At 58.4% G+C, this 24,362-nt stretch carries 22 protein-coding genes and 1 tRNA gene; 9 read left to right on the forward strand and 14 right to left on the reverse strand.

The window, feature by feature from the left end:
* Positions 1–8: 8 nt before the first annotated feature.
* Complete coding sequence (thrH, locus tag AC1RL4_RS07870) at positions 9–626, reverse strand: bifunctional phosphoserine phosphatase/homoserine phosphotransferase ThrH (RefSeq protein ID WP_028941075.1); 618 nt, start codon at positions 624–626, stop codon at positions 9–11.
* Positions 627–797: 171 nt separating this feature from the next.
* On the opposite strand from thrH, the gene AC1RL4_RS07875 reads away from it, so the two are divergent.
* From AC1RL4_RS07875 to AC1RL4_RS07885, 3 genes are all read left to right on the forward strand, one after another.
* The gene (locus tag AC1RL4_RS07875; protein WP_028941074.1) at positions 798–1,538 is read left to right on the forward strand and encodes a phosphoadenylyl-sulfate reductase; all 741 of its coding nucleotides are present in this window, start codon (positions 798–800) and stop codon (positions 1,536–1,538) included.
* Between the two features lie 576 nt (positions 1,539–2,114).
* Positions 2,115–3,656, forward strand: a complete 1,542-nt coding sequence (locus AC1RL4_RS07880) for an NCS1 family nucleobase:cation symporter-1 (RefSeq protein ID WP_019648251.1) — start codon at positions 2,115–2,117, stop codon at positions 3,654–3,656.
* Positions 3,657–3,713: 57 nt separating this feature from the next.
* Positions 3,714–4,442 (forward strand): aspartate/glutamate racemase family protein, encoded by a 729-nt coding sequence (locus tag AC1RL4_RS07885; RefSeq protein ID WP_007942162.1) that lies wholly within the window; start codon positions 3,714–3,716, stop codon positions 4,440–4,442.
* Between the two features lie 107 nt (positions 4,443–4,549).
* Here AC1RL4_RS07885 and AC1RL4_RS07890 read toward each other — a convergent pair whose 3' ends face one another.
* Entirely contained in the window at positions 4,550–5,473 is a 924-nt protein-coding gene (locus AC1RL4_RS07890) for a LysR family transcriptional regulator (protein WP_204125021.1), read from the reverse strand.
* Positions 5,474–5,597: 124 nt separating this feature from the next.
* Here AC1RL4_RS07890 and AC1RL4_RS07895 point away from each other — a divergent pair, with 124 nt between their 5' ends.
* The gene (locus tag AC1RL4_RS07895) at positions 5,598–6,344 is read left to right on the forward strand and encodes a 3-oxoacyl-ACP reductase family protein (RefSeq protein WP_019579736.1); all 747 of its coding nucleotides are present in this window, start codon (positions 5,598–5,600) and stop codon (positions 6,342–6,344) included.
* Positions 6,345–6,433: 89 nt separating this feature from the next.
* Here AC1RL4_RS07895 and AC1RL4_RS07900 read toward each other — a convergent pair whose 3' ends face one another.
* Positions 6,434–7,129: an HAD-IA family hydrolase gene (locus AC1RL4_RS07900; protein WP_007942158.1), complete on the reverse strand. Its 696-nt coding sequence runs from the start codon at positions 7,127–7,129 to the stop codon at positions 6,434–6,436.
* A gap of 262 nt (positions 7,130–7,391) precedes the next feature.
* Here AC1RL4_RS07900 and AC1RL4_RS07905 point away from each other — a divergent pair, with 262 nt between their 5' ends.
* Together AC1RL4_RS07905 and AC1RL4_RS07910 are read left to right on the forward strand one after the other, a co-directional pair.
* Positions 7,392–12,251: an RHS repeat-associated core domain-containing protein gene (locus tag AC1RL4_RS07905; protein ID WP_230174202.1), complete on the forward strand. Its 4,860-nt coding sequence runs from the start codon at positions 7,392–7,394 to the stop codon at positions 12,249–12,251.
* A gap of 2 nt (positions 12,252–12,253) precedes the next feature.
* The gene (locus AC1RL4_RS07910; RefSeq protein WP_230174204.1) at positions 12,254–12,643 is read left to right on the forward strand and encodes a hypothetical protein; all 390 of its coding nucleotides are present in this window, start codon (positions 12,254–12,256) and stop codon (positions 12,641–12,643) included.
* Between the two features lie 607 nt (positions 12,644–13,250).
* Here the strand turns inward: AC1RL4_RS07910 and AC1RL4_RS07915 are convergent.
* From AC1RL4_RS07915 to AC1RL4_RS07950, 8 genes are all read right to left on the reverse strand, one after another.
* Complete coding sequence (locus AC1RL4_RS07915; RefSeq protein ID WP_018925239.1) at positions 13,251–13,466, reverse strand: hypothetical protein; 216 nt, start codon at positions 13,464–13,466, stop codon at positions 13,251–13,253.
* 104 nt (positions 13,467–13,570) lie between these two features.
* Entirely contained in the window at positions 13,571–13,741 is a 171-nt protein-coding gene (locus AC1RL4_RS07920) for a hypothetical protein (protein WP_007940775.1), read from the reverse strand.
* Positions 13,742–13,870: 129 nt separating this feature from the next.
* Positions 13,871–14,296, reverse strand: coding sequence for a glycine zipper domain-containing protein (locus tag AC1RL4_RS07925; RefSeq protein WP_026331740.1), 426 nt, complete (start codon positions 14,294–14,296; stop codon positions 13,871–13,873).
* A gap of 193 nt (positions 14,297–14,489) precedes the next feature.
* A complete protein-coding gene (locus AC1RL4_RS07930; RefSeq protein ID WP_018925236.1) occupies positions 14,490–14,855 on the reverse strand; it encodes a glycine zipper domain-containing protein in 366 nt (121 codons plus the stop codon).
* A gap of 346 nt (positions 14,856–15,201) precedes the next feature.
* Positions 15,202–15,396, reverse strand: a complete 195-nt coding sequence (locus tag AC1RL4_RS07935; protein ID WP_007940781.1) for a hypothetical protein — start codon at positions 15,394–15,396, stop codon at positions 15,202–15,204.
* A gap of 148 nt (positions 15,397–15,544) precedes the next feature.
* On the reverse strand, positions 15,545–15,865 hold the full coding sequence (locus AC1RL4_RS07940; protein ID WP_019579730.1) for a YbjQ family protein: 321 nt from the start codon (positions 15,863–15,865) through the stop codon (positions 15,545–15,547).
* Between the two features lie 314 nt (positions 15,866–16,179).
* Positions 16,180–16,362 (reverse strand): hypothetical protein, encoded by a 183-nt coding sequence (locus AC1RL4_RS07945; protein WP_007940783.1) that lies wholly within the window; start codon positions 16,360–16,362, stop codon positions 16,180–16,182.
* A 315-nt stretch (positions 16,363–16,677) separates the two neighbouring features.
* Positions 16,678–16,767: transfer RNA gene (locus AC1RL4_RS07950), tRNA-Ser, on the reverse strand.
* Positions 16,768–17,075: 308 nt separating this feature from the next.
* Here AC1RL4_RS07950 and AC1RL4_RS07955 point away from each other — a divergent pair.
* From AC1RL4_RS07955 to AC1RL4_RS07965, 3 genes are all read left to right on the forward strand, one after another.
* The gene (locus AC1RL4_RS07955) at positions 17,076–17,765 is read left to right on the forward strand and encodes a crotonase/enoyl-CoA hydratase family protein (protein ID WP_019579724.1); all 690 of its coding nucleotides are present in this window, start codon (positions 17,076–17,078) and stop codon (positions 17,763–17,765) included.
* Positions 17,766–17,980: 215 nt separating this feature from the next.
* Complete coding sequence (locus AC1RL4_RS07960; protein ID WP_018925219.1) at positions 17,981–18,703, forward strand: 1-acylglycerol-3-phosphate O-acyltransferase; 723 nt, start codon at positions 17,981–17,983, stop codon at positions 18,701–18,703.
* Between the two features lie 146 nt (positions 18,704–18,849).
* Positions 18,850–19,821 carry a magnesium and cobalt transport protein CorA gene (locus AC1RL4_RS07965; RefSeq protein ID WP_028941069.1) on the forward strand — a complete coding sequence of 324 codons (972 nt, stop codon included), beginning with the start codon at positions 18,850–18,852 and terminating at the stop codon, positions 19,819–19,821.
* Positions 19,822–19,953: 132 nt separating this feature from the next.
* Here the strand turns inward: AC1RL4_RS07965 and AC1RL4_RS07970 are convergent, their stop codons facing one another.
* The 3 genes from AC1RL4_RS07970 to AC1RL4_RS07980 all read right to left on the reverse strand — a co-directional run bounded on the left by AC1RL4_RS07970 (position 19,954) and on the right by AC1RL4_RS07980 (position 24,190).
* A complete protein-coding gene (locus AC1RL4_RS07970; RefSeq protein ID WP_028941068.1) occupies positions 19,954–20,694 on the reverse strand; it encodes an amidotransferase in 741 nt (246 codons plus the stop codon).
* 107 nt (positions 20,695–20,801) lie between these two features.
* Positions 20,802–22,946, reverse strand: a complete 2,145-nt coding sequence (locus AC1RL4_RS07975; RefSeq protein ID WP_230174208.1) for a 3-hydroxyacyl-CoA dehydrogenase NAD-binding domain-containing protein — start codon at positions 22,944–22,946, stop codon at positions 20,802–20,804.
* Positions 22,947–22,984: 38 nt separating this feature from the next.
* Positions 22,985–24,190, reverse strand: coding sequence for an acetyl-CoA C-acetyltransferase (locus AC1RL4_RS07980; protein ID WP_028941066.1), 1,206 nt, complete (start codon positions 24,188–24,190; stop codon positions 22,985–22,987).
* Positions 24,191–24,362 lie beyond the last annotated feature (172 nt).

Consider the following 24,362-nt stretch of genomic DNA (forward strand, 5'->3'; position numbering starts at 1 on the left):
TGTTGTGTTTACAAACTCAATGCCCGGTTCGAAGCCTTGATAAACTCCTGCTTCAACTCGGCAAAGCTGTGCACCGCCGGGAACTGCGGGAACTCGCGAATCACATTGTCCGGCGCATGGAACAGAATCCCGGCATCCGCCTCGCCCAGCATTGTGGTGTCGTTGTAGGAATCACCCGCCGCGATCACTCGGTAGTAGAGGCTCTTTAACGCCAAAACCGACTGACGCTTGGGATCTTTCTGACGCAACTGATAGCCCGTGACCCGACCGGTATCGTCAGTGATCAGACGATGGCAGAGCAACGTAGGGAAGCCCAGTTGACGCATCAGCGGTTGGGAAAATTCGTAAAAGGTGTCCGACAGAATCACCACCTGAAAGCGCTCACGCAGCCAGTCGACAAATTCGCTGGCGCCTTCCAGAGGCTTGAGCGTGGCGATCACTTCCTGGATGTCGGAGAGCTTCAGGCCATGCTCGTCGAGAATCCGCAGACGTTGCTTCATCAACACGTCGTAGTCGGGAATGTCCCGAGTGGTGGCCCGGAGGGACTCGATCCCGGTTTTTTCGGCAAAGGCGATCCAGATTTCCGGGACCAGCACACCTTCAAGATCCAGACAGGCAATTTCCACAAGACACTCCCATTGGTATTGTTTATGAGTCGAGCGAGCAAAAGGACTGCCGAACTCTAGCGACTCGCCCCCCTCCGTGCAACGCAGAGGACGCGCCAGCCACCGCAGGATTTTGTTACCATCGACGCATATAGAGCGCCCAGCGCCACCGACCTGTAGGAAGCCGCCCTGATGAGCCCATCGTTCGATGTCGTGGAACTCGCCACGACCTATGCCAACAAATCCGCCCAGGACATCCTGAAACTCGCGTTTGCCGAGTTCGGCGATGAGCTGTGGATATCTTTCAGCGGCGCCGAGGATGTGGTGCTGGTGGACATGGCCTGGAAGCTGAACAAGAACGTCAAAGTGTTCAGTCTCGACACCGGCCGCTTGCACCCCGAGACCTACCGCTTCATCGAGCAGGTGCGCGAGCACTACAAGATCGATATCGAAGTGGTGTCGCCGGACTACAGCAAGCTCGAACCTTTCGTGAAGGAAAAAGGCCTGTTCAGTTTCTACAAGGATGGCCATGGCGAGTGCTGCGGCATTCGCAAGATCGAGCCGCTGCGTCGCAAACTGTCCGGCGTGACCGCCTGGGCCACCGGCCAGCGTCGGGACCAGAGCCCGGGCACCCGCAGCGCCGTCGCGGTGCTGGAAATCGACACCGCGTTTTCCACCCCGGAACGTACCCTGTACAAGTTCAACCCGTTGGCACAGATGACCAGCGAAGAGATCTGGGGTTACATCCGCATGCTGGAGCTGCCGTACAACAGCCTGCATGAACGCGGATTCATCAGCATTGGTTGCGAGCCTTGCACCCGTCCGGTGCTGCCGAACCAGCATGAGCGCGAAGGTCGTTGGTGGTGGGAAGAAGCTACGCAGAAAGAATGTGGGTTGCATGCGGGCAATATCATCAGCAAATCCAAGGCGTAATCTCACGCCCGATGCAATCCCTCGCGGGAACGGGCTTGCTCGCGAAAGCGGACTGTCAGTCAATATCAGCATTGAATGTGACGGCCTCTTCGCGAGCAAGCCCGCTCCCACGCTGACGTGAGTCAGCTCGAATAAATGTGTACACAGAAATGTCACCATAAGTGCCATATCTGTGTGCACTTTTAGTTTTAGCGCCCCAAAAAGTTACATTCCCCGGCCCTGATTTTCTCAGTCGATCACTCGCACAAAACCCCACCCAAAATAAATACCTGTTCAATCGGTCAATTTATATCGTCTTTTTTTCAACTACTTATCTTCAATCAATAACAAAACGAAATTAGCCTTAAATTTTATAGATCACCAACTGGCACACATCTGGCTTAAGTGAACACATGTTTTGTATACAATAAATACAAAAACATACACACACTTTAGATCCGCAAGCCTGAAGCGCCCTATCCCGTACAGGCTGCAGATGCCCCGTAACCAATGACGCTCTTGCATCCGCGACGAAGATTTGTCGAGCCCACGCTCATGCACAGTCATCGCGGCAACGAGCTTCAGGAGCCTGCCGGAATGCGTACTAGCCTCCCCAATAACAATATTGCGCTGGATCTGCCCTCTCCTCTTTCTACCTCCGTGATTCACGATCAAACGTTTCAACCACCCGTCGTGCTCAGCCCCCGCTTGCACAATAAGGATCTTGCACCGACCAAGGCCGAAGGTCGGCGCTGGGGTCGTTACAGCATCTTTGCCCTGTGGACAAACGATGTGCACAACATTGCCAACTACTCTTTCGCCATTGGCTTGTACGCGTTGGGCCTGAGCGGCTGGCAGATTCTGCTGTCCTTGGGAATCGGTGCGGCGCTGGTGTATTGCTTCATGAACCTTTCCGGTTACATGGGCCAGAAAACCGGGGTGCCGTTTCCGGTGATCAGCCGGATCAGTTTCGGCATCCATGGGGCGCAGATTCCTGCATTGATTCGCGCCGTTATCGCCATTGCCTGGTTCGGAATTCAGACGTACCTGGCGTCAGTGGTCTTTCGCGTATTGCTGACGGCGGTGCATCCCGGACTCGCCGATTACGACCACAATTCGATACTCGGGCTGTCGAGCCTGGGCTGGGTGTGTTTCGTGGCGATCTGGTTCGTGCAGTTGGCGATCCTGGCCTATGGCATGGAAATGGTGCGACGCTACGAGGCGTTTGCCGGCCCGGTGATTTTGTTGACCGTCGCCGCCCTCGCCGGCTGGATGTACTTCCAGGCCAACGCCACCATCGCCTGGTCGATTCGTGAACCGCTGAGTGGCGGTGAGATGTGGCGCAATATCTTTGCCGGCGGCGCCTTGTGGCTGTCGATCTACGGCACGCTGATCCTCAATTTCTGCGACTTCGCCCGCTCTTCTCCCTGCCGCAAGACCATCCGGGTCGGAAATTTCTGGGGCCTGCCCGTCAACATTCTGGTATTCGCCGGGATCACCGTCCTGCTGTGCGGTGCGCAATTTCAGATCAATGGCCGGATCATCGAAAGCCCGACCGAGATCATCGCGTCAATTCCCAATACCTTCTTTCTGGTACTCGGCTGTCTGGCGTTCCTGATTGTCACCGTGGCGGTGAACATCATGGCCAACTTCGTGGCCCCGGCCTTTGTCCTGAGCAATCTGGCGCCAAAATACCTGACCTTTCGCCGCGCCGGGCTGATCAGCGCGACCATCGCTGTGCTGATCCTGCCGTGGAACCTCTACAACAGCCCGCTGGTGATCGTGTATTTCCTGTCGGGCCTCGGCGCCCTGCTCGGCCCGTTGTACGGGGTGATCATGGTCGACTACTGGCAGGTACGAAAAGGCCGGATCAACGTGCCGCAGTTGTACAGCGAAGATCCCGATGGCGATTATTACTACAGCCGTGGGGTCAATTTGCGCGCCGTGGCGGCGTTCATTCCGGCCGCCTTGATCGCCATTGTCCTGGCCCTGGTGCCGGGTTTCGACAGCGTCTCGCCATTCTCCTGGCTGATTGGCGCCGGGATTGCAGGGATGCTCTACCTGATCATCGCCAAACGGCAGCCTTACTACGCCGATGTCAGCGGTGAAGCCATCGCGGTCGATAACGTCAGCCATTAATCCTCTCGGCGGCCCGGTGACATCGGGACGCAAACCACCTCGCTATAAGGACCTCCCATGCGAATTCTCGTGGTCAACGTCAACACCACCGAATCCATTACCCAAGCCATCGCCCGTCAAGCACAGTCCGTGGCCGCGCCCGGCACGGAAATCATCGGCCTGACCCCGCATTTCGGCGCCGACTCCATCGAAGGCAATTTCGAAAGCTACCTGGCCGCCATCGCCGTGATGGACCGGGTCATGTCGTACGATCAGCCCTTCGATGCGGTAATCCAGGCCGGCTATGGCGAGCACGGCCGCGAAGGTTTGCAGGAGTTGCTCAACGTGCCGGTGGTGGACATCACCGATGCCGGCGCCAGCACCGCGATGTTCCTCGGCCATGCCTATTCGGTGGTGACCACACTGGACCGAACCGTGCCTCTGATCGAGGATCGCCTCAAACTCTCCGGGCTCTGGGATCGTTGTGCATCGGTGCGGGCCAGTGGGTTGGCGGTGCTGGAGCTGGAGTCCGATCCAGAGCGTGCGCTGGAGGCGATTGTCCGCCAGGCGGAACTGGCGGTGAGCGAGGACAAGGCCGAGGTGATTTGCCTGGGCTGTGGCGGTATGGCCGGGCTGGATGAGCAGATTCGTCAGCGCACCGGTGTACCGGTGGTGGATGGCGTGACGGCGGCGGTGACCATTGCCGAATCGCTGGTGCGGCTGGGGTTGTCGACGTCGAAAGTGCGGACGTATGCGACGCCTCGGCCGAAGACCATTATTGGTTGGCCTGGGCGGTTTGGGCGCTAGACCGCGTTATCGTTCTTCGCGGGCAAGCCTCGCTCCTACAGGGGTTTGCATCACTCTGTGGGAGCGTGGCTTGCCCGCGATGGCCTCCCCTCGGTCCCAAGCCGGGCTCAAACTGCACTGAACCGCTGCCCCAACCCCTGCTGCGCAAACTGCTCGATGATGAAATCGACAAACGCCCGGGTCTTGCCCGGCAGCAGTTTGTGCTCGGCGTAATAGATGGAGATGTTGCCATCGTCGACGTACCAGTCGGGCAACACCCGCTGCAAGGTCCCGGCGTCCAGATAGCCCACGGCGAACGGCAGGCTCACCAATGCAATGCCCAAATCCTGGGTCGCCGCCGCGCAGGCCGCTTCCGAATCGCTCATGGTCATTCGCGCCTTGAGCATCAGCGGGCTGTGTTGCCGGTTGCGACAGGTCAACTGCCAGGAACGCACACGCCCCGTCTGCGGCGACCGTATCAGGATGCCATCGTGGCGCTGGAGGTCGTCAGGTTCGACGATCGCCTCGTGCATTGCCAGATACTCGGTTGAAGCCACCAGCACCCGATGGGCGGGCGTCAGCTTGCGCGCCACCACGCCCTGGGGCAGTTCGAATCCACCACCAATCGCCGCATCGAACCCCTGGCCGATCAGGTCGACCTGACGGTTATCGAAATGCCAGTCCGGGTTGATCGCCGGAAAGCGCCGCAAAAACTCTCCGAGCAACGGCACGATGTACAAGCGCCCGAACACCGTACCCATGCTGACCTTCAGCGTTCCCGCCGGACGTCCTTCGGCGCTGGCCAGGTTGGCCACGGCATTCTGGATCGTGTGCAAGCTGGCGCTGACTTCGCCGAGAAACAGCTGACCGGCCTCGGTCAGCGTCAAGCTACGCGTGCTGCGCTGGAACAGCCGCACACCAAGTCGCGCCTCCAGCTTGGCGACGCTCTTGCCCACCGCAGCAGGTGTCAGACTCAAGCGTCGCGCAGCCTCGGCGAAGCTGCCGACCTCAGCGCTGCGCACGAAGCATTCGATACTGCTGAAGGTTTCCATAAGCGCCACTATAAACTTCTGGTTTACACAGACTATAGCAATCACGGTCTACCCGCCGGGTAATGCGAAGCCGATACTCGACTCCGACAACAAGGCAGCCTGCCTTGAACTTCTGGAGATCGACATGACCACTCAACACCTCAGCGGTAAAGTAGCTCTGATTCAAGGCGGTTCACGCGGTATCGGTGCTGCCATCGTCAAACGCCTGGCCGCAGAAGGCGCAGCCGTCGCCTTCACCTATGTCAGCTCTACCGCCAAAGCCGAAGACCTGCAAAACAGCATCATCTCCGCCGGCGGCAAAGCCCTGGCCATCAAGGCCGACAGCGCCGATGCCGTTGCTATTCGCAATGCGGTCAACGCCACCGTCGAGGCCTTCGGCCGTCTGGACATCCTGGTCAACAACGCAGGCGTTCTGGCCGTCGCACCGCTGGAGGACTTTAAACTCGAAGACTTCGACCAGACCCTGGCCATCAACGTAAGAAGCGTGTTCATCGCCACCCAGGAAGCCGCCCGCCACATGACCGAAGGCGGTCGCATCATCAACATCGGCAGCACCAATGCCGAGCGCATGCCCTTCGCCGGTGGCGGCCCGTACGCCATGAGCAAATCGGCGCTGGTCGGCCTGACCAAAGGCCTGGCTCGCGACCTCGGCCCACGGGGCATCACCATCAACAACGTGCAACCGGGCCCGGTGGACACTGACATGAACCCCGCCAGCGGCGACTTCGCCGATAGCCTGATCCCGCTGATGGCTGTGGGTCGTTACGGCAACGTGGAAGAAATCGCCAGCTTCGTCGCTTACCTCGCAGGTCCCGAAGCTGGCTACATCACCGGTGCCAGCCTGACCATCGACGGTGGTTTCGGCGCCTGACACACCGCTCGATTGAAACAAAAACGCCGGCAATCAATTGTCGGCGTTTTTTTGTGTCAGGGACTTTTGTCTCAGGGACTACCGAATGATCAGGCCCACTCAAGCGCCGGCAAGCCACATGCGCTGGGCTTGAACGCCTTCAACGTACGAAGAATGCCATCGGCGTGTGCGTATTTTTCGTCGGCCATCGCCGCATCCGGTACCGCAATCGCCGTCATTCCTGCCGCTTTGGCTGCAGTGACGCCGAACGGCGAATCTTCGAATACCAGACAATCCCGAGGCGCGACCCCAAGGCGTCGTGCCGCCGTCAGGAAAATATCCGGCGCCGGTTTCGCCGCCCCCACTTCCGGGTCGTCAGCGGTGACGATGAAGTCGAACAGCGCGAACCAGTCGCGGTGCAAGGTGGTTTTCTGACCAAACGACTGACGCGAAGAACTGGTGCCCACCGCGATAGGAATGTTGTTGGCTTTCAAGTGCCGAACCAGTTCCTCCGCGCCGGGCATCGCCAGCGCCGTCGGAAAACGCTCGCGCATCAAGGGCTCGCGGATCACCAAAAACTCTTCGGCGGTGATCGGCAGGTCCAGCGCCTCGACCACATAGCGCGCCAGATCACCCGCGCCACGGCCAATGATGTTCTGTTTGACGCTCCAGTCGAAGGTCCGCCCATAACGCTCGGCAATGATGGACGTGACCTCGGTGTAAATGCCCTCGGTGTCCAGCAGCAAACCGTCCATATCGAAAATCACGGCCTTGATCGGACCGAACTCATCCAAGGGTGCACTCATCGCATCTGATCCGTTTTCTCATGACATCTCAGGGCGGCTCAGGTATGGCCGGATCCGTGATGGATTAAAGGGTTCAGCAGCATAGCGAGCGCGATTGGTCGAGAGCAACGGGCAATGCCTGGCGGATACAAAATCCTCTGCCAAGGGCGCCGTGATGATTTAGCGATTTCCCCTACACCAAACACCTCCTTTCCCGACTTCTTTCCTTTTTGATCCCCCGCAAAGTCTCTCGCTCCACATTGATCTGCGCGAGGGATTGCGAATGTTCGAACCTGACAAGGTCCTGGCCTTGAACAACGCCATCGGTCTGTTGGTGGTCGCCGCCATGAACCCCGAGCAGCCGAACATCGAAGCGCTGCTCAGTGATTTCCGACTCTGCCTCAACGACTACGAGGCCTGGGCGGAAAACTTCTGGACCGGTGGCGCGCTGAACGTCGAGCAAGTGTTCAAGGTCGGCAACGAAGTCCGGCTCAGCGCACCGAAGGACTCCACCGCGCCTGTCAGTTCGACACTCGCCGTGTGCCCGGCCAGCGGTCCGTTGACCCTGGTGCATATGTTTGAAGCCGCGCGTTTCGTGCCGATCGGCGATACGCCGGTGATGCTCGAGCCGGTTATCTCCCAGCACAACGGTGAGCTGACGTTCGGTGAGCCCGTCCACGCAACCATCGGCCCCAGCGGCATTCTCGAAATCCCCGAATGCTGGCGCGGCCATCGCTATCGCATCACCTTCTTTCCCAATGTCACCACTGAACACGTCAAAGCGCTCTACGCCTCCTATCAGGGCGTGATCGGCGAGCTGGAAGGCTGGTTGCGCAACGAATGGAGGAGCGAATTCGAGCCTTTATGGGCAGATTTTTCCAAAGCAGGTTTCACCCAACGCTACGGCCTGCTGCAACAGGCTGACTGGCACAGTTTCGAGCGCTCGCTGCACGGTTTGTGGGATGACGTGAAGCAGGTCTACGCCCTGGTGGCGGACCTGCAAGGCAGCAGCGAAAAACTCCTTGAGTACCTGACACAAGGCGAGCTTGAGACGCTGCTGAACGCTTCGGCTGAAACCATTGCCAATGTGTTGCTGATGCTGAGCGATGAGCCGTTGATGTTCATCCATCTCGCAGCCTTCACCAGTTGGCTGAGGATGTTGCCGCCGCAGTACATCGCCGAAGCCGTGGCACAAGTTCGTACGGAAATATTGATCAGTTTCCTGCTGATGTGCCTCACCGGCCCTACGGGGCTGAATCTCGGCATGAGCGCCAGGGTCCTGGACAAAATCAAATCCCCGCGGGCTCGACAATGGTTGGCGGCGGCCAGTTTGCGACTGGCCGAACTGACGGCCAAATCCGATCTGACGGCCCACGCTGGCGTCCTCAAACCGCTTGTGGTCAGCGCGCGCAATGCACCGCTGAGACCTGCACCGACGGTTCCACTGCAGATCAGCGCCGGCAACTCACCGGTTGTGCACGTGAACAATCCGATCGCCATTGCCCGCGACAAGTCTGCCGCCAAAACCCGGCTGGGTCGTCACGAACCCCACGACGATGCACCGAATCAAGCGAAAAACCCCAATGGCGACAGCGCCGATTGCTCGGCACTGACCTGCACCAACGGCTGTCCTGTGTCGATGGTCAGCGGCGAAGAACTGCTGACCCTCACCGACGGTGCGCTGGACGGCATCCTGCCGTTCGACTTCACCCGACTCTATCGCACCAGCGCCGCCGAGATCGACTGCGGCCTCGGCTTTGGCTGGAGCCATTCGCTGGCGCAGCGGTTGGAGCTGGGCGTTGAACAGGTCGTCTGGATCGACCATGAAAACCGTCGTACGACGTTCCCGTTGCCGAGCGTCGAGCGCCCGGCCATTCATAACAGCCTGTCGCGAGCAGCGATTTACCTCGGAGACGAGCCGGAGGAATTGATTCTCGCGCTGGCCGGCGAAACGAGCCGGTTCTACCACTTTCACAACGGTCGGCTGACCGCCATCAGTGATGCCTACAACAACCGCCTGCGCATCACCCGCGACCGTCAGGAACGCATCCAGCGCCTCGACAACGGTGCCGGTCGTTCGCTGCTGTTGTGCTACGAGCGCAGGCACCTCATCGCCGTCGAATACCAGTCGTTTCACCCCAGCGATGACTTGGGTGAAGCCTGGCGTACAGAGCAAACACTGGCTTTCTACCGCTATGACGCCCGCCAGCGCTTGATCGAAGCGAGCAATGCCGCCGGGGAAAGCGAGCGTTACGACTACGACGACAACCACGTAATTTTGCAGCGGCAACTGGCCGGCGGCGCGAGTTTCTTCTGGGAGTGGGAACGGTCTGGCAAGTCGGCGCGCTGCGTACGGCATTGGGCGTCGTTTGCGCAGATGGACACGCGCTATGTCTGGAATGACCAAGGCAGCGTCACCGTCCGGAACATCGACGGCAGCGAAGAGGTTTACGTCCACGACGACCGGGCGCGGCTGGTGCGCCGGGTCGAACTGGATGGCGGTGAACAGCTCAAGGCCTACGACGAGCAGGGCCGATTGGTGGCCGAGCAGGATCCGCTCGGCGCTGTCACCGAATACCGCTACGACGACGTCGGACGGCTGGTGGCACTGATTCCGCCGCAGGACGAACCGACGTCCTACGAGTATCGCAACGGTTTCCTGCATGCGCGCTCTCGCGGCCAGGCGGTGTGGACCTATCGACGCAATGCTCAGGGCGACGTCACCGAAGCGGTTGATCCCGACGGCCAGGTCACCCATTACCACTACGACCCTCAGGGCAGGTTACTGTCGATCCGCTACCCGGACACCAGTCGGCATGTCTTTGTCTGGAATGCCTTGGGCCAGTTGCTTGAGGAAACACTGCCGGACGGTGGGCAGCGAACGTTTTCCTACGATGCGCTGGGACGGCAGACGACTCGTCAGGACGAACACGGTGCCGTCACCCAGTACCAATGGGACGCCGTCGGCCGACTGATCCAGACGACGCATCCTACCGGTGCCACCCGTGGGTTCAGCTACAACACCTACAGCAAGATCACCGCCGAACGCGATGAACTGGGCCGCGTCACCCGCTATGAATACGTCGACGACCTGCACCTGGTCAGCCGCCGGATCAATCCCGATGGCACCCAGCTCAAGTACCGCTATGACAATGCGCAGCTGCTGCTCACGGAAATCGAAAACGAATCCGGCGAACACTATCGGCTGGACTACACACCCAACGGCTTGATCCGACAGGAAACCGGTTTCGACGGCCGTCGTACCGCGTATGCCTACGACCTCAACGGTCACCTGCAGGAGAAAACCGAGTTCGGTGATGACGGTTCGCAGCTGGTCACGGGCTATCAACGGGACTCGGCCGGGCGGTTGCTGGTCAAGACTTTGCCCGACGGCATCCAGGTCGAATACCGCTACGACTCGTTGGGCCGGCTGACCAGCGTCGACGACGGCCACGATCACCCGCTGGAGTTCGAGTACGACCAGCAGGACCGGCTGATCACCGAACATCAGGGCTGGGGTACCTTGCGTTACGGCTACGACGCCTGCGGCCAGCTCAATCGCCTACGCCTGCCGGACGGCAGCAAACTCGACTACTACCACGCCAAGGGCGGTGCGCTGACGGCCATCGACCTCAATGGCGCACGACTGACCTCGCATACGTTCCTTGCCGGTCGCGAACAAAACCGTCAACAGGGCCTGCTGCTCAGTGAATATGCCTACGACGAACAGGGCCGTCTGAAGGCCCACGCTGTCGGCCAGCACCAACATCCGCTCTACCGCCGCGACTATGCCTACAGCCTCAATGGCAATCTCGACAGCATCGCCGACACCCGCCATGGCCAGCGCAGCTATCAGTACGACCCGCTCAATCGACTGATCCGCGTGCGCTACTCCCGCGACCAACAGCCGGAAAGCTACACCCACGACCCAGCCGGCAACCTGCTGATGCAGGACCGCCCCGGCCCGACGACGATCAAAGGCAATCGCCTGTTGATGCAAGGCGACCGCCACTTCGACTACGACACCTTCGGCAACCTGATCCGCGAGCGCCGTGGCACCGGACAGAAACTGGTCACCGAATACCGTTATGACTGCCAGCACCGGCTGGTCGGCGTCTCCACTCCGGATGGCCGCTGCTCCAGTTATCGCTACGACGCTTTCGGCCGCCGCATCGCCAAAACCGTCGACGGCAAGACCACCGAGTTTTTCTGGCAGGGCGACAACCTTGTCGCCGAAAGCAGCAGCGAGCACCACCGCAGCTACATCTACGAACCCGGCAGCTTCCGCCCACTGGCCATGCTCGACGGCAAGGGCCCGCGCCATGCCTGTCCGTTCTACTACCAACTCGACCACCTCGGCACCCCGCAAGAACTCACCGACTACAGCGGCGACATCATCTGGGCCGCCCGATACACCGCCTATGGCCGCCTCACCCGCCTCAACCGCGACACCCACCAGGTCCTCGACCAGCCGCTACGCTTTCAAGGGCAATATTTCGACGCGGAAACCGGCCTGCATTACAACCGGCATCGCTACTACAATCCGGATGTCGGGCGGTATTTGACCCCGGATCCGAGCAAGCTGGCGGGTGGGTTAAACGGGTATCAGTACACGCGCAATCCGGCGGGTTGGGTTGATCCGTTGGGGTTGAGTGAGTGCCCTGGGGGGGATGGGTGTAGGCCGGCGGACGGGATTAAAGACCCGACGGTAGACGCCAGAGCTGCTCTGGGGGAGCCCGGTCTCCCTACCCCAAGAAATCGGTATTTGTACCGTGGAGACTCGCGGGAATCTTGGGAGATTTTTGAAGCTGGGTTTGAGCCCTTGGGTGATAGTACTGATCTCTACCTGCATGCTCTGGACAACAGAAGCCCTCCCAGCCTATTTGTCAGCACTACAACATCCGAAAAGGAAGCAATAAAGTTCGCTACAGGCTACGGATATGAAGCCGGATTTATTTACGTGATAAAGAATATTCGCGGAATAGATGTGAATAAGAAACTCGGCATGATGTCCCCTCATAGGGGTGAGGTTGAAATTGCTTTTCCGGGTGGAATTGACACCCGAGACATTATCGGCGTTACCCCCGTCAACGCCGATGGTAGCTATGTGGGCTACTCAACCCCCAACCCAAACAGGAAGTGACCATGAAAATAGTAGAAGTATCTATATACACTCAAGGTATCACTGAGAAAGTTTTGATCGAATGCGATCGGCAAAAATCGGCACTAACTTTCACAATAAAAAACGGCTTAAAAAAAACATACGTAGCCCCTGATCTTTACTTATGCCTTGGTCTGTTACGAGCCGACTTCCCAGAAACAAAATTTCTGTGTAAAGGCTCAAAACTTAACGTTCATCCCTCGCGCATGTCATCACAAATGTCTGGTGGAGTCGTAGCGTATGAACTTCACATGGGAAAACCAACCGAAACTGAAGACGTAGTCAACATCTTCGATTACGAAGAAAACGACATCACACATGACATTCAACAACAAAAGGATTTCTACAAACGTTGGCTCGAATCATTAGCATAATGAACCCGATACATACACATCTAGATTTCCGAGCTTTGAAGTTAGGCACTAGCATGGGGGCTGGGGGCTGGGGGGGTCGTAAAAACCAACTCATATGAAAAGCCCATCTGGTTGCTGGGCTTCGATATCTACTCGACCTTAATCTAACCACCAGTTCTACCATCTTCCCCACTGTCAGAACTTTCCGAGCGTCCACTTTGCCCAGAACCACCTGATCCTCCAGACCCACTTCCAAAACCACTCCCCATCGAACTTCCACCACTCACCGACCCGCTGCCCTTCCCCGAGTCGATGCTACTCCCGTTGGCATCACCACCACTCCCACCACCAATGGTGTCCGGTGGCAGCGCCTTCCCATCCGAGGTACCTGCATTCATTTCCGAGTAGGGCGGCATCCCACCCTTATCGACCGGTGCGTCGCGACCAGTAGATTGAGCAACCGCCGCCAATGAACTGATCGACAATAAGCCGACCATCGTAAGCGCCATCCATTTTGACCTGATCATGGTGCATCTCCTTTAAAGAGTGCTTTACCTGATCTCTGGTGGTGATCGCTTTTTAAAGAAGCCGCACAATCGACAATCGGCGATGCACCACCTCACAGGTTTCAGCTCGGTTCGCCCGAGGCGTCATCGCCGGCGATGTCCGGGTCTTCCGGGTCGGCTTCCACATTACCGCGCCTCACATCATCGGCGGGCACCTGTTCGACAGCGGTGTCGTCATCGTCGGGCGGGCGCTGGTCGCGGCGCAGCGAATTGGTGGGCGAAGGCAGCGGATATTCGGGGGTATCGTCGATATCGGAGTCTTTCGGATCAGCGTTCATAACGCACCTCTCAATGGACCCGAAAAGCAGATCCTTGCCTTTCGAGGCCAACACGACAGACGCGGTTCGATCAGAGGGATCAATCGGTCGGGCCGACTACAAAATCACTCGTCGTCTTCCTCGTCATACTCATCATTCTCTAAGTTGCCCACATCGCCCGCGTCATCGGCATCGTTGAGCGGCACCGTGGCGTCGTCCATCAGAGACCCCGGATCTTCGTTGCCAGGATCGTTGATCGGGCCTTCTTCTTCCTTGTCTTCAGTTTCCGGAGTCATGGCATGCCTCACAACGTTCAGTGTGTATATTAAGTTCGAGACGTCCTACGGCCAATCGTTCCGGAGTCCTATTGATAGAAACGAAAAACCCGGCACTCGGCCGGGTTTTTACTGTCACTCGATATCGAGTTAGTGATTCTTGTACTTATTTTTATGCTTGTGTTTGTAGTAGCCGCCACCGGAATGCGAACTGCCGCGGTCATCACCCATGCTGCTGCCCACCGCGCCACCGGCTGCGCCACCCAGGCCTGCGCCAATGGCCGAACCAGTGGAGCCACCCAGGCTGTTGCCGATCACCGAACCACCCGCCGCGCCGAGACCACCGCCGACGGCCGCTTCAGTGCGACTGCCCTTGCGCGCACCGACCGCACTGCCTGCCGCACCGCCGACGCCAGCGCCCACCGCGGCCCCGGTGCTGCCGCCCAACTGCCCGCCGACTACGTTGCCCAACACACCGCCAAGACCACCGCCGACTGCGGCATCACCGTTGCCGCCCGCCATTGCGCCCTGAGCGACCAAAAGCCCCAAAAACACCGTGGACAATGTCAAACGCATGAAACGCATGATATGCACCTCTAATTTCCGCATTGGGGGGAAGAACGTGCCGCGGATAGGCATCAGCCTGCATCTGGGTCTGTTATACAGAAAACCAATACCGACTGTATGAGATTTGAGCCACATGATGCAGAAACGTTCCAAAACGAAAAAGCCCGGCATTAAGCCGGGCTTTTTCAGCTGACCTTCAGAATCAATGACGCTTCTTGGACAGGTTGCTGCCTACGCCGCCGCCCAATGCGCCACCCAGGCCTGCGCCGATGGTGGAGCCGGTCTTGCCGCCCAGGCTGTTACCGATTATCGAACCGCCGGCCGCGCCAACACCGCCGCCGATGGCCGCTTTGGTGCGGCTGCCTTTACGTGCGGCAACAGCGCTGCCGGCTGCACCCGCTACGCCAGCACCAATCGCTGCGCCAGTGCTGCCGCCCATTTTCTGGCCAACCACGTTACCCAACGCACCACCCAGACCACCACCGAGCGCGGCTGTGCCGTCGCCGGCAGCCATCGCACCTTGAGCAACCAAAAGGCCCAGAACCAGAGCAGGCAGTGTCAAACGCATAACAAGAACCTCAAAAAAGTGGGAACCGAAAGGCCGGAGATTGAATGCTTTAGCGGAGGGAAAGTCCAGACACAAAACCAGAACAACCTCGCCATTGGCGACGGTTGGACAGCGTTTATGCAAAAGGTTTTATGACAGGCAAAAAAAAGCCCGCTGGGGAGACGGGCCAGGGTACTGCTTTCTAACGGATGAGCTGAGCCTACGGAGGCCGGTGTGAAAAGTTTGTGAAAAAACACCAGCACCAGAAAAGTTGTAGGACATTTCTCGGCATTGCCACCGAACCACGTTTCCTGCCCTTCAGAAACAAGAAACCCCGCTCGATGGCGGGGTTCGTGCTGTTATCGGTTTACTTCCTGGAGGGCGCCCCCAGCTTGGGCATAAATTTCGATTTCGGCCCTCGAGTCCTAGGCACTGCAGATTTGATTTTGTTTATTTTGATACGGTCTTCACCGAAGCTCGGCACATAGTCCGTCTGACCACACTGCACGCAATCATTGATTGGAAACTCTGCACCGTCGTCTTCGATATACGGCTCAGCCATATCTTCGCTCCTCTCAAAACGGGTCGATACCGGCAAGCCCTCTTTGCCTGAAAAATATCGACCACCCTGGTTTTTGAGACTAGCCGGTCATTCCCAGACTTGTGATTCAGATCGTTACATGCCCGACGAATGGCCAGTACCGCGCGACCTACCTCAGCTTGACCGCTGTCCCGGTCACAAACACCACCACCATCCCACCCTTGCCGGCCGGCATGCTGATCTCATAATCGAGCCCCACCACCGCATCCGCCTGAAGCACCCGCGCCCGCTCCTTGATCTCGTCGGTCGCCTGAATCCGCGCCTCCTTCAATGCCCGCTCCAACGTCTGAGAACGCCCACCGAAAAAATCCCGCATCCCGGCAAACATGTCGCGAATCACGTTAACGCCCTGCACCGACTCGGCGCTGACGATGTCCAGGTAGGCGGTGATTTGCCGACCTTCGATGGTGTGGGTTGTGGTGGTGATCATGGGATGTCCTTGTTCATAGAAGCGCGCATTATTCCTCGGCAGCCAGGTGATGAAAACAAAAAGCCCGGAACTGGATTACCCCCAGTAATGGTTGAGTAATACCAACTCGAATGCCGCTACAAGCACCATAAAGAACACGAACCGTCGTGAAAATACGCGCCTGGGGCGTGATGGCGTCCAATCGGATACCTGGCACAGCGCACTGATGAAATCGAGTAAATCGCTCATGAATCCCTTCATACACAAAAAACTCGCACCGAACGGATCGCGAGGCGAGGTGAATCAGCCTTTCACGGCATCGAAAGAATCAGGGGTCAGAGCAGCTTGATCAACACCGCAGTGACAGTCGCCACCGTACCGATCAAGCCAGTCGCAACAGCTACCGGGTACCAAAAAGTTTCACGGGTCATCTTGCCCGCTTCGGCATTCAGCTTGCGCTGCTCAGCCATCAGCTTGACGATTTCCACGTGAACCTTCTCCAACTCCGCCTGCTTCATGGTGAATTCCTGCATAACCTGCGTGCGTCCGTTCCGAATAATGGGGCGCGTCGTGTGCACTGCCCTTTGGGTCATTTTGTACCTTAAAGGCGCAAAACGAATACCCCCTCCCGATGCGGCTCATGCAAGGTGCCAAAACCTATGAAAGCCCCCAAACCATATGGCTTTCCAGCATTGCTTCCCACACGCCTATCCATCGTCCTACATCAATTTCGGAAGCGCCTTCGCTGATACCGCCATGCATAAAATCCAGACGCCAGAAACCACAAAACCCCTGACTTCTCTCGAAATCAGGGGTTTTGTGTATATCTAATTTGGCGGTGAAGGAGAGATTCGAACTCTCGATACAGTTTCCTGTATACACACTTTCCAGGCGTGCTCCTTAAGCCACTCGGACACTTCACCGTATCTCGTCAAACTTATTCAGTCTGTCGAGGCGCGCTAATGTAGTCGAAAGCTTTTCTGATGGCAAATATTTTTTTCAGAATTTTCATGCGCTTAACGCGATTAACGCTTTGGGGGCGTTCAAGGGCATGGCAAACCTGCCAATCTCCGGCTTCACCTCCCCTTCTATATAGAGGCCAATGCGCGGTGGATGGGGCGGGCTGTGCCTGGCGGGCGGGAAAAGGGTGACTGGCGGGTCAGTCACGGCGCTTTACCTGGCCTACAGCGGTGGGTAACGTCTGCCCTACTTTATTAGAAGGATTGGCGTCATGAGTGAGTTGATTTCCTACCATCTCGAAGACGGTATCGCGACCCTGACCTTGAGCAATGGCAAGGTCAATGCCATCTCTCCAGACGTGATTGTCGCGTTTAACGCTGCGCTGGATCGGGCGGTAGCGGATCGGGCGGTGGTGATCATTACCGGTCAGCCGGGGATTTTGTCGGGTGGTTATGATTTGAAGGTGATGACGGCCGGCCCTAACGAGGCCATGGCGCTGGTGGCTGCGGGTTCGACCCTGGCTCGTCGCCTGTTGTCGCATCCGTTCCCGGTGGTCGTGGCGTGTCCTGGGCATGCGGTGGCCAAGGGTGCGTTTCTTCTGTTGTCGGCTGACTACCGCATCGGTGTCGATGGCCCGTTCAGCATTGGCCTGAACGAAGTGCAGATCGGCATGACCATGCACCATGCCGGTATCGAACTGGCCCGTGATCGTCTGCGCAAGTCGGCGTTCCATCGCGCGGTGATCAATGCAGAGATGTTCAACCCACAAAGCGCCGTGGATGCCGGCTTCCTCGATAAGGTGGTGTCGGCCGAAGAGCTGCAAGGCGCGGCGCTGGCGGCGGCTCGTCAGTTGAAGAAGCTCAACATGATCGCCCACAAGAACACCAAGCTGAAAACGCGCAAGACGCTGCTGGAGACGCTGGACAACGCGATCATCCTGGATCAGGAGCACATGGGTTAAGCCCAAATGCGCTGCACCGAAAAGCCCGACCGTCGTGTCGGGCTTTTTTCTTGGGTGTCTGGTTTAAAACCTTACAACCGCTCTAGGCCGCATCTGACCCACAAGTCGGAAACATGCGCTCAAACATCGGCTATCTCCCTCTTCTATAGCGGCAATTGCCGAAAACAGTGCACATCCGTACACTGCGCCACCTTTTGTGCCGGTGGGCCCTTTAAATGCTGTTTGTGTTTCGTATGTTATTGATGGGCCTGCACTTTATTCTGGCCGGAGTGCTCGGAGTGATTCTCGGACTGTGCCGCCCGTTCAATCCGGACAACAGCCGTTTGTGCGCGCGTCTGTATGCGTGGCCCGCGATGTGTATTTTGCGTTTGCGGGTGAAGGCCGATGTCGGGCCGTTGATGGATAAACCCGACAGCTGTGTGATCATCGCCAACCATCAGTCCAACTACGATCTGTTTGTGTTCGGCAACGTGGTGCCCCGCCGCACCGTGTGCATCGGCAAGAAGAGCCTGAAGTGGGTGCCGTTGTTCGGGCAGTTGTTCTGGCTGGCCGGCAATGTGTTGATCGATCGCGGCAATGCGCACAAGGCACGCCAGTCGATGCTGACCACCACGCACACCTTGCAAAATGAAGACACCTCGATCTGGGTCTTCCCCGAGGGCACCCGCAACTTGGGCGAAGAGCTGCTGCCGTTCAAGAAAGGCGCGTTCCAGATGGCAATCGCCGCCGGCGTGCCAATCGTGCCGGTGTGTGTCAGCAGTTACGTCAAACACATGCGATTGAACCGCTGGCGCAGTGGGAAGATTCTGATCCGTTCGCTGCCGGCAATTCCTACGGCCGGATTGAGCCTGGATGACATGCCGATGTTGATCGCCCAGTGCCGCGAACAGATGCGTGAGTGCATCGACTCGATGGATCGGCAACTGCAAGCCGCCTGAATGAAACCCGCCCTGTGCGGGTTTTCTTTTGCCTGCGAACTCTACCGATTTTGCTGACTCTCAAGCAGTAGACAAGGTTAAGCTGAAACCTGCCTGGCACCGCCAGTCTTTACCAATAGAAAGCGACCGATAAGAAGTGAATCATCATGGGTAGAGTCGTTGCTGCTGCGGTTTACAGCGCTGGTAAGAAAGTCACCAATATCACGCTTGACGAAGGTGCGGCCTGGGCTGCCAAGCCTGGCCACTTTGTGTGGATCGGCCTCGAAGAGCCCAATGCGCAGGAGCTGTTCAACCTGCAACGCCAGTTCAACCTGCACGAACTGGCCATCGAAGACGCCCTGGAAAAACACAGTCGACCGAAGCTGGAAACGTTCGGCGATGCGCTGTTCATCGTCACATATTCGCCGATCCGCCATGAAGGCAAATTGCAGTTCATCGAGACGCATATCTTCGCCGGCAAGGGTTACATCATTACCGCGCGCAATGGTCACTCGGCGTCCTACGCCCATGTCCGACAACGCTGTGAGGCACGTCCGCTGTTGCTGGAGCATGGGGAAGATTTCGTACTCTATGCCATCCTCGATTTCGTGATCGAAAACTACCAGCCGATGGGCGAAGCGATTCATGCCGAGATCGATGAGCTGGAAAGCAATGTCCTCTGCGGTTCGCTGAACGAGCGCGATATCCAGAAACTCCACGGCCTGCGTCGCGATGTATTGCGCTTGCGCCGGTTTGCGGCGCCGATGGTGGAGATCGGTGAGGAACTGCAAAAGCTGAGTTTTCCGTTTATCGACAAAAACATGCGCCCGTATTTTCGCGATGTGCAGATTCATGTCACGCGGCAGATGGAAGACCTGACGACCCTGGCGGACATTGCCAGCCAGACCATCGAGGTTGGGGTGTTGCTTGAGGCGTCGCGCCAGAGCGTGGTGCAGCGCAAATTTGCGGCGTGGGCGGCGATTCTGGCGTTTCCGACGGCGATAGCGGGGATTTACGGGATGAACTTCCAGGACATGCCAGAGTTGACTTGGCATTACGGGTATTTTGCGGTGTTGGGGTTTATTACCGTTGGATGCGTCGGTTTGTGGGCGAGTTTCAAGCGGTCAGGATGGTTGTAGAGCCGCGTGTTTTCAGTGAGAGCCGGTTGCCCCCATTCGCGAGCAAGCCCGCTCCCACAGGGATTCTCAGTGTGTCACCCATCGTGTGCACACCGAGGATCTACTGTGGGAGCGGGCTTGCTCGCGAAGCTTTTAGCTTTTAGCTTCAACCGGTCCAGCATCAGGCTTGTGCGCCACAAACCGCATCATCCACTCTGCGACGGTAGTGCCGTGATGCTCGTGTTCAAGACTCGCCATACCTTTCGAATAAATCTGCTCGCCCAGCGCTTCCTGACGAATATCCAGCAACGCCCGTGAGTAATCGTGAATGAACTCCGGATGCCCCTGGAAGCACAGCACCTGATCGTTAATATGGTAGGCGGCGAACGGGCAGAAATCGCTCGAGGCAATCACCGTAGCGTTTTCCGGCAGCGCGGTGACCTGATCCTGGTGACTGATCAGCAACGTCAGCTCTTCCCTCACCGGGCTCATCCACGGCGCCTTGGCCGCGAGTTTGTATTTGTGGGTGCCGACGCCCCAGCCCTGGGTCGCCCGCTCGCTCTTGCCGCCCAATAGCAGCGCCAACAGTTGGTGACCGAAGCACACGCCCAGCAGTTTGTCGCCACGCTCGTAGCGCTTCAGCAGATACGTCTTGAGGGTTTGAATCCATGGGTCGGTGCCGAAGGAATCGGCCTTGCTGCCGGTGACCAGATACGCATCGAAGGTCTGATCATCGCTTGGATATTCGCCCTGCATCACGTTGTACACGCTGAATTCGGCCGCGATGGGTTGCTGCGAAAACAGACGCTGGAACATCTGCCCGTAACCCTGATATTGATCGACCAGTTCCGGACGCAGGATGTCGGTTTCCAGAATGCAGATGCGTAACGACATAAAAAATACCTGACACATGGTGGGAATAATGCACACCCCAGAGCCTGCCTTGAAACACGGTGGCAAGGCAAGCCCCGGAAGGCGTCATCGGTCCCTTAGAACGCCCCTTAGAACAACGCGTCCTTGGCGGCTTTCTCCAGCAACAGCGCAGGCGGCGTGAAGCGTTCGCCATATTGCTCGGCCAGGTACTGGGCGCGGGCAACAAAGTCTTTCACACCGTATTGGTTGATGAACTGCAACGCACCGCCGGTCCAGGCCGCGAAACCGATGCCGAAGATCGAGCCAACGTTGGCATCCGCCGTTGAGGTCAGCACGCCCTCCTCTACACAACGCACGGTTTCGATGGCCTGGATGAACAGCAGTCGATCACGCACATCCTTAGGCGAAATCTGCCCGTCAGCTTTCTCGAAGCGGGTTTTCAACTCCGGCCACAAATGTTTCTGCCCGGCAGCCGGGTAATCGTAGAAACCACCTCCAGCAGCCTTGCCCGGACGCTTGAATTCCTTGAGCAGCAAGTCAATCACGGCGAACGCCGGGTGCTCAATCAGCGGTTTCCCTTCCGCTTGCAGGTCTTTGGCGGTTTGCTCGCGGATATGGCTCATGAGGCTGAGGGAAACTTCGTCGGAGATCGCCAGAGGCCCGACAGGCATGCCGGCCTTGCGCGCTTCGGTCTCGATCATCGGCGCACTCACCCCTTCACCCAGCATGGCGATGCCCTCGTTGGTAAAGGTGCCGAACACCCGCGATGTGAAGAAACCGCGACTGTCGTTGACCACAATCGGAGTTTTCTTGATTTGCAGGACGAAATCGAAACCGCGAGCCAGGGTTTCGTCGCTGGTATGGACGCCTTTGATGATTTCCACCAACGGCATTTTCTCCACGGGACTGAAGAAATGCAGGCCGATGAATTTGCTCTGGTCTGGCACGGCGGTGGCCAGGCCACTGATCGGCAACGTCGAGGTGTTGGAGGCGATCACCGCGTCCGGGCCGACGACGGTTTGCGCTGCCGATGAGACCCTGGCTTTAAGCTCGCGATCTTCAAACACCGCTTCGATGATCAAATCACAACCGGCCAGATCCGCATCGTCTTGAGTGGTATGGATTCGCGTCAGAATCGCCTCGCGCTGCTCCCGGCTCAACTGACCCCGAACAACCTTCTTGTCCAGCAGCGCCGCCGAGTGAGCCTTGCCCTTCTCTGCCGCGACGAGGTTGATGTCTTTGAGCACCACATCGATACCGGCCGAGGCGCTGACAAACGCGATGCCCGCGCCCATCATCCCGGCGCCGAGCACGCCGACTTTCTTCGTCACGTAAGGCGCTATGCCCTGAGGTCGCGAACCGCCGGCATTGATCTCATTGAGCTGGAACCAAAAGGTGCCGATGAGGTTTTTCGACACCTGGCCCGTAGTCAGTTCGGTGAAGTAGCGGGTTTCGATCAGATGCGCGGTGTCGAAATCCACCTGAGCGCCCTCCACTGCGGCGCAGAGGATTTTCTCCGGTGCGGGCAGGCAGCCCTGGGTTTTGCTGCGCAGGATCGATGGCGTGATGGCCAGCATCTGCGTGACTTTCGGATCCGACGGCGTACCGCCAGGGATCTGATAACCCTTCACATCCCAGCGCTGCACAGCAACCGGATGAGCAGCAATCCACGCCCGCGCCTTGGCCATCAGCTCATCGTGATCGACAGCCAACTCGTCGATCAACCGCGCTTGCAGCGCCTGTTGCGGACGGATTTTCTTACCTTCCAGCAGATACGGCAGAGCTTTTTCGATGCCCAGCATGCGCACCATGCGCACCACCCCGCCACCGCCCGGCAACAGGCCGAGGGTGACTTCCGGCAGGCCAAGCAGCACCGACGGGTTGTCGAGCGCTACACGGTGATGGCACGCCAGGCAGATTTCCCAGCCGCCGCCGAGCGCCGCGCCGTTAATGGCGGCAACCACCGGTTTGCCAAGGGTTTCCAGGGTGCGCAACTGGCCCTTGAGGGTCAGCACCATGTCGTAAAAGGCTTGGGCTTCGGGCTTGCCGACCTTGATCAGTTCATTGAGGTCGCCACCGGCGAAGAAGGTTTTCTTGGCCGAGGTGATGATCACGCCGGCAATCGCATCCTTGTCGGCGACCAGGCGCTCGACACAGGTGGCCATGGCCTCGCGGTAGACCGCGTTCATGGTGTTGGCGCTCTGGCCCGGCATGTCGATGGTCAGGACGACGATCCGGTCCTGGCCCTTTTCGTAACGAATGGCTTGGGTCATGGCAATTTTCCTTGAGTCGGATTTTCTTAAAGGCAGGCTCAGAGGCGTTCGATGATGGTGGCAATGCCCATGCCGCCGCCGACACACAATGTCGCCAGGCCATAGCGCAGGCGCCGGGTTTCCAGTTCATCGAGCAGCGTGCCGAGAATCGCGCAACCGGTGGCGCCGAGCGGGTGGCCCATGGCGATGGAGCCGCCGTTGACGTTGACCTTGTCCGGGTCGATGGCCATGTCCTTGATGAACTTGAGCACCACCGAGGCGAACGCTTCATTGACTTCGAAAAGGTCGATGTCTTCGACTCGCAGCCCGGCCTTGGCCAGTGCCTTGCGGGTGGCCGGCGCCGGGCCGGTGAGCATGATGGTCGGGTCGGTGCTGGTGACCGCCGTGGCGACGACCCGCGCCCGTGGCTGCAAACCCAGTGCCCGGCCCTTCGCTTCGGAGCCGATCAGCATCAATGCCGCGCCATCAACGATCCCGGAACTGTTGCCCGGTGTGTGAACGTGGTTGATCCGCTCGACCTGGCTGTACACCCGCAATGCCGTGGCGTCGAAGCCCATTTGCCCGATCATTTCGAAACTCGGCTTGAGCTTGCCCAGGCCTTCCATTGTCGAATCGGCGCGAATGAACTCATCATGATCGAGCAGGATGATGCCGTTCTGGTCCTGCACCGGCACCAGCGACTTGTTGAAGGAACCATTCGCCCGCGCCCGCGCCGCCTTCTGCTGCGAGTGCAACGCGAAGGCATCGACGTCCTGACGACTGAAACCTTCGATTGTCGCGATCAGGTCGGCGCCCACGCCCTGGGGTGTGAAATGGCTGCGCAAGTTGGTTTCCGGGTCCAGCGCCCAGGCCCCGCCGTCGCTGCCCATGGCCACGCGGGACATCGACTCGACGCCACCGACCACCACCAGATCTTCGAAGCCGGAACGCACTTTCATCGCACCCAGGTTCACTGCTTCCAGCCCCGACGCGCAGAAGCGATTGAGTTGCACACCCGCCACGCTGACGTCCCAATCGGCCACTTGTGTGGCGGTCTTGGCAATGTCGGCGCCCTGATCACCGATAGGCGTCACGCAGCCAAGCACCACGTCGTCGACCTGACTGGTGTCCAGGGAGGTGCGCTGCTGCAACGCCGTCAGCAGCCCGGCCACCAGGTTCACTGGCTTGACGCTGTGCAAGGCGCCATTGGCCTTGCCTTTGCCACGGGGCGTGCGTAACGCGTCGAATATCAAAGCTTGGGTCATGGCGTTCTCGAACCTGAGGGTGATCTCTATACCCTCACCTTATGCCGAGCAGCCGTGGATTCAATGACCACAGCGCTCATAGGCGTTGACGGTCACGCTCAGACGAACGGTAGTCAGCTATCGGATTAATCGATTCGTGTCACCAAGCTGTCTAGCCAACGGGCGCCCAAGA

It is taken from the genome of Pseudomonas sp. GW822-FHT07A10 (genome assembly GCF_058798795.1).

Bases quoted from the DNA above. Each gene is read 5' to 3' on its own strand.
- AC1RL4_RS07945 (WP_007940783.1), bottom strand. From the start codon at position 16,362: ATGAAGCAGGCGGAGTTGGAGAAGGTTCACGTGGAAATCGTCAAGCTG.
- AC1RL4_RS07935 (WP_007940781.1), bottom strand. From the start codon at position 15,396: ATGGCTGAGCCGTATATCGAAGACGACGGTGCAGAGTTTCCAATCAAT.
- AC1RL4_RS07980 (WP_028941066.1), bottom strand. From the start codon at position 24,190: ATGACCCAAGCTTTGATATTCGACGCGTTACGCACGCCCCGTGGCAAA.
- AC1RL4_RS07925 (WP_026331740.1), bottom strand. From the start codon at position 14,296: ATGCGTTTGACATTGTCCACGGTGTTTTTGGGGCTTTTGGTCGCTCAG.
- AC1RL4_RS07905 (WP_230174202.1), top strand. From the start codon at position 7,392: ATGTTCGAACCTGACAAGGTCCTGGCCTTGAACAACGCCATCGGTCTG.
- AC1RL4_RS07900 (WP_007942158.1), bottom strand. From the start codon at position 7,129: ATGAGTGCACCCTTGGATGAGTTCGGTCCGATCAAGGCCGTGATTTTC.
- AC1RL4_RS07915 (WP_018925239.1), bottom strand. From the start codon at position 13,466: ATGAACGCTGATCCGAAAGACTCCGATATCGACGATACCCCCGAATAT.
- AC1RL4_RS07940 (WP_019579730.1), bottom strand. From the start codon at position 15,865: ATGATCACCACCACAACCCACACCATCGAAGGTCGGCAAATCACCGCC.
- AC1RL4_RS07885 (WP_007942162.1), top strand. From the start codon at position 3,714: ATGCGAATTCTCGTGGTCAACGTCAACACCACCGAATCCATTACCCAA.
- AC1RL4_RS07895 (WP_019579736.1), top strand. From the start codon at position 5,598: ATGACCACTCAACACCTCAGCGGTAAAGTAGCTCTGATTCAAGGCGGT.
- AC1RL4_RS07890 (WP_204125021.1), bottom strand. From the start codon at position 5,473: ATGGAAACCTTCAGCAGTATCGAATGCTTCGTGCGCAGCGCTGAGGTC.
- AC1RL4_RS07875 (WP_028941074.1), top strand. From the start codon at position 798: ATGAGCCCATCGTTCGATGTCGTGGAACTCGCCACGACCTATGCCAAC.
- AC1RL4_RS07910 (WP_230174204.1), top strand. From the start codon at position 12,254: ATGAAAATAGTAGAAGTATCTATATACACTCAAGGTATCACTGAGAAA.
- AC1RL4_RS07975 (WP_230174208.1), bottom strand. From the start codon at position 22,946: ATGACCCAAGCCATTCGTTACGAAAAGGGCCAGGACCGGATCGTCGTC.
- AC1RL4_RS07880 (WP_019648251.1), top strand. From the start codon at position 2,115: ATGCGTACTAGCCTCCCCAATAACAATATTGCGCTGGATCTGCCCTCT.
- AC1RL4_RS07930 (WP_018925236.1), bottom strand. From the start codon at position 14,855: ATGCGTTTGACACTGCCTGCTCTGGTTCTGGGCCTTTTGGTTGCTCAA.
- AC1RL4_RS07960 (WP_018925219.1), top strand. From the start codon at position 17,981: ATGCTGTTTGTGTTTCGTATGTTATTGATGGGCCTGCACTTTATTCTG.
- AC1RL4_RS07920 (WP_007940775.1), bottom strand. From the start codon at position 13,741: ATGACTCCGGAAACTGAAGACAAGGAAGAAGAAGGCCCGATCAACGAT.
- AC1RL4_RS07955 (WP_019579724.1), top strand. From the start codon at position 17,076: ATGAGTGAGTTGATTTCCTACCATCTCGAAGACGGTATCGCGACCCTG.
- AC1RL4_RS07970 (WP_028941068.1), bottom strand. From the start codon at position 20,694: ATGTCGTTACGCATCTGCATTCTGGAAACCGACATCCTGCGTCCGGAA.
- AC1RL4_RS07965 (WP_028941069.1), top strand. From the start codon at position 18,850: ATGGGTAGAGTCGTTGCTGCTGCGGTTTACAGCGCTGGTAAGAAAGTC.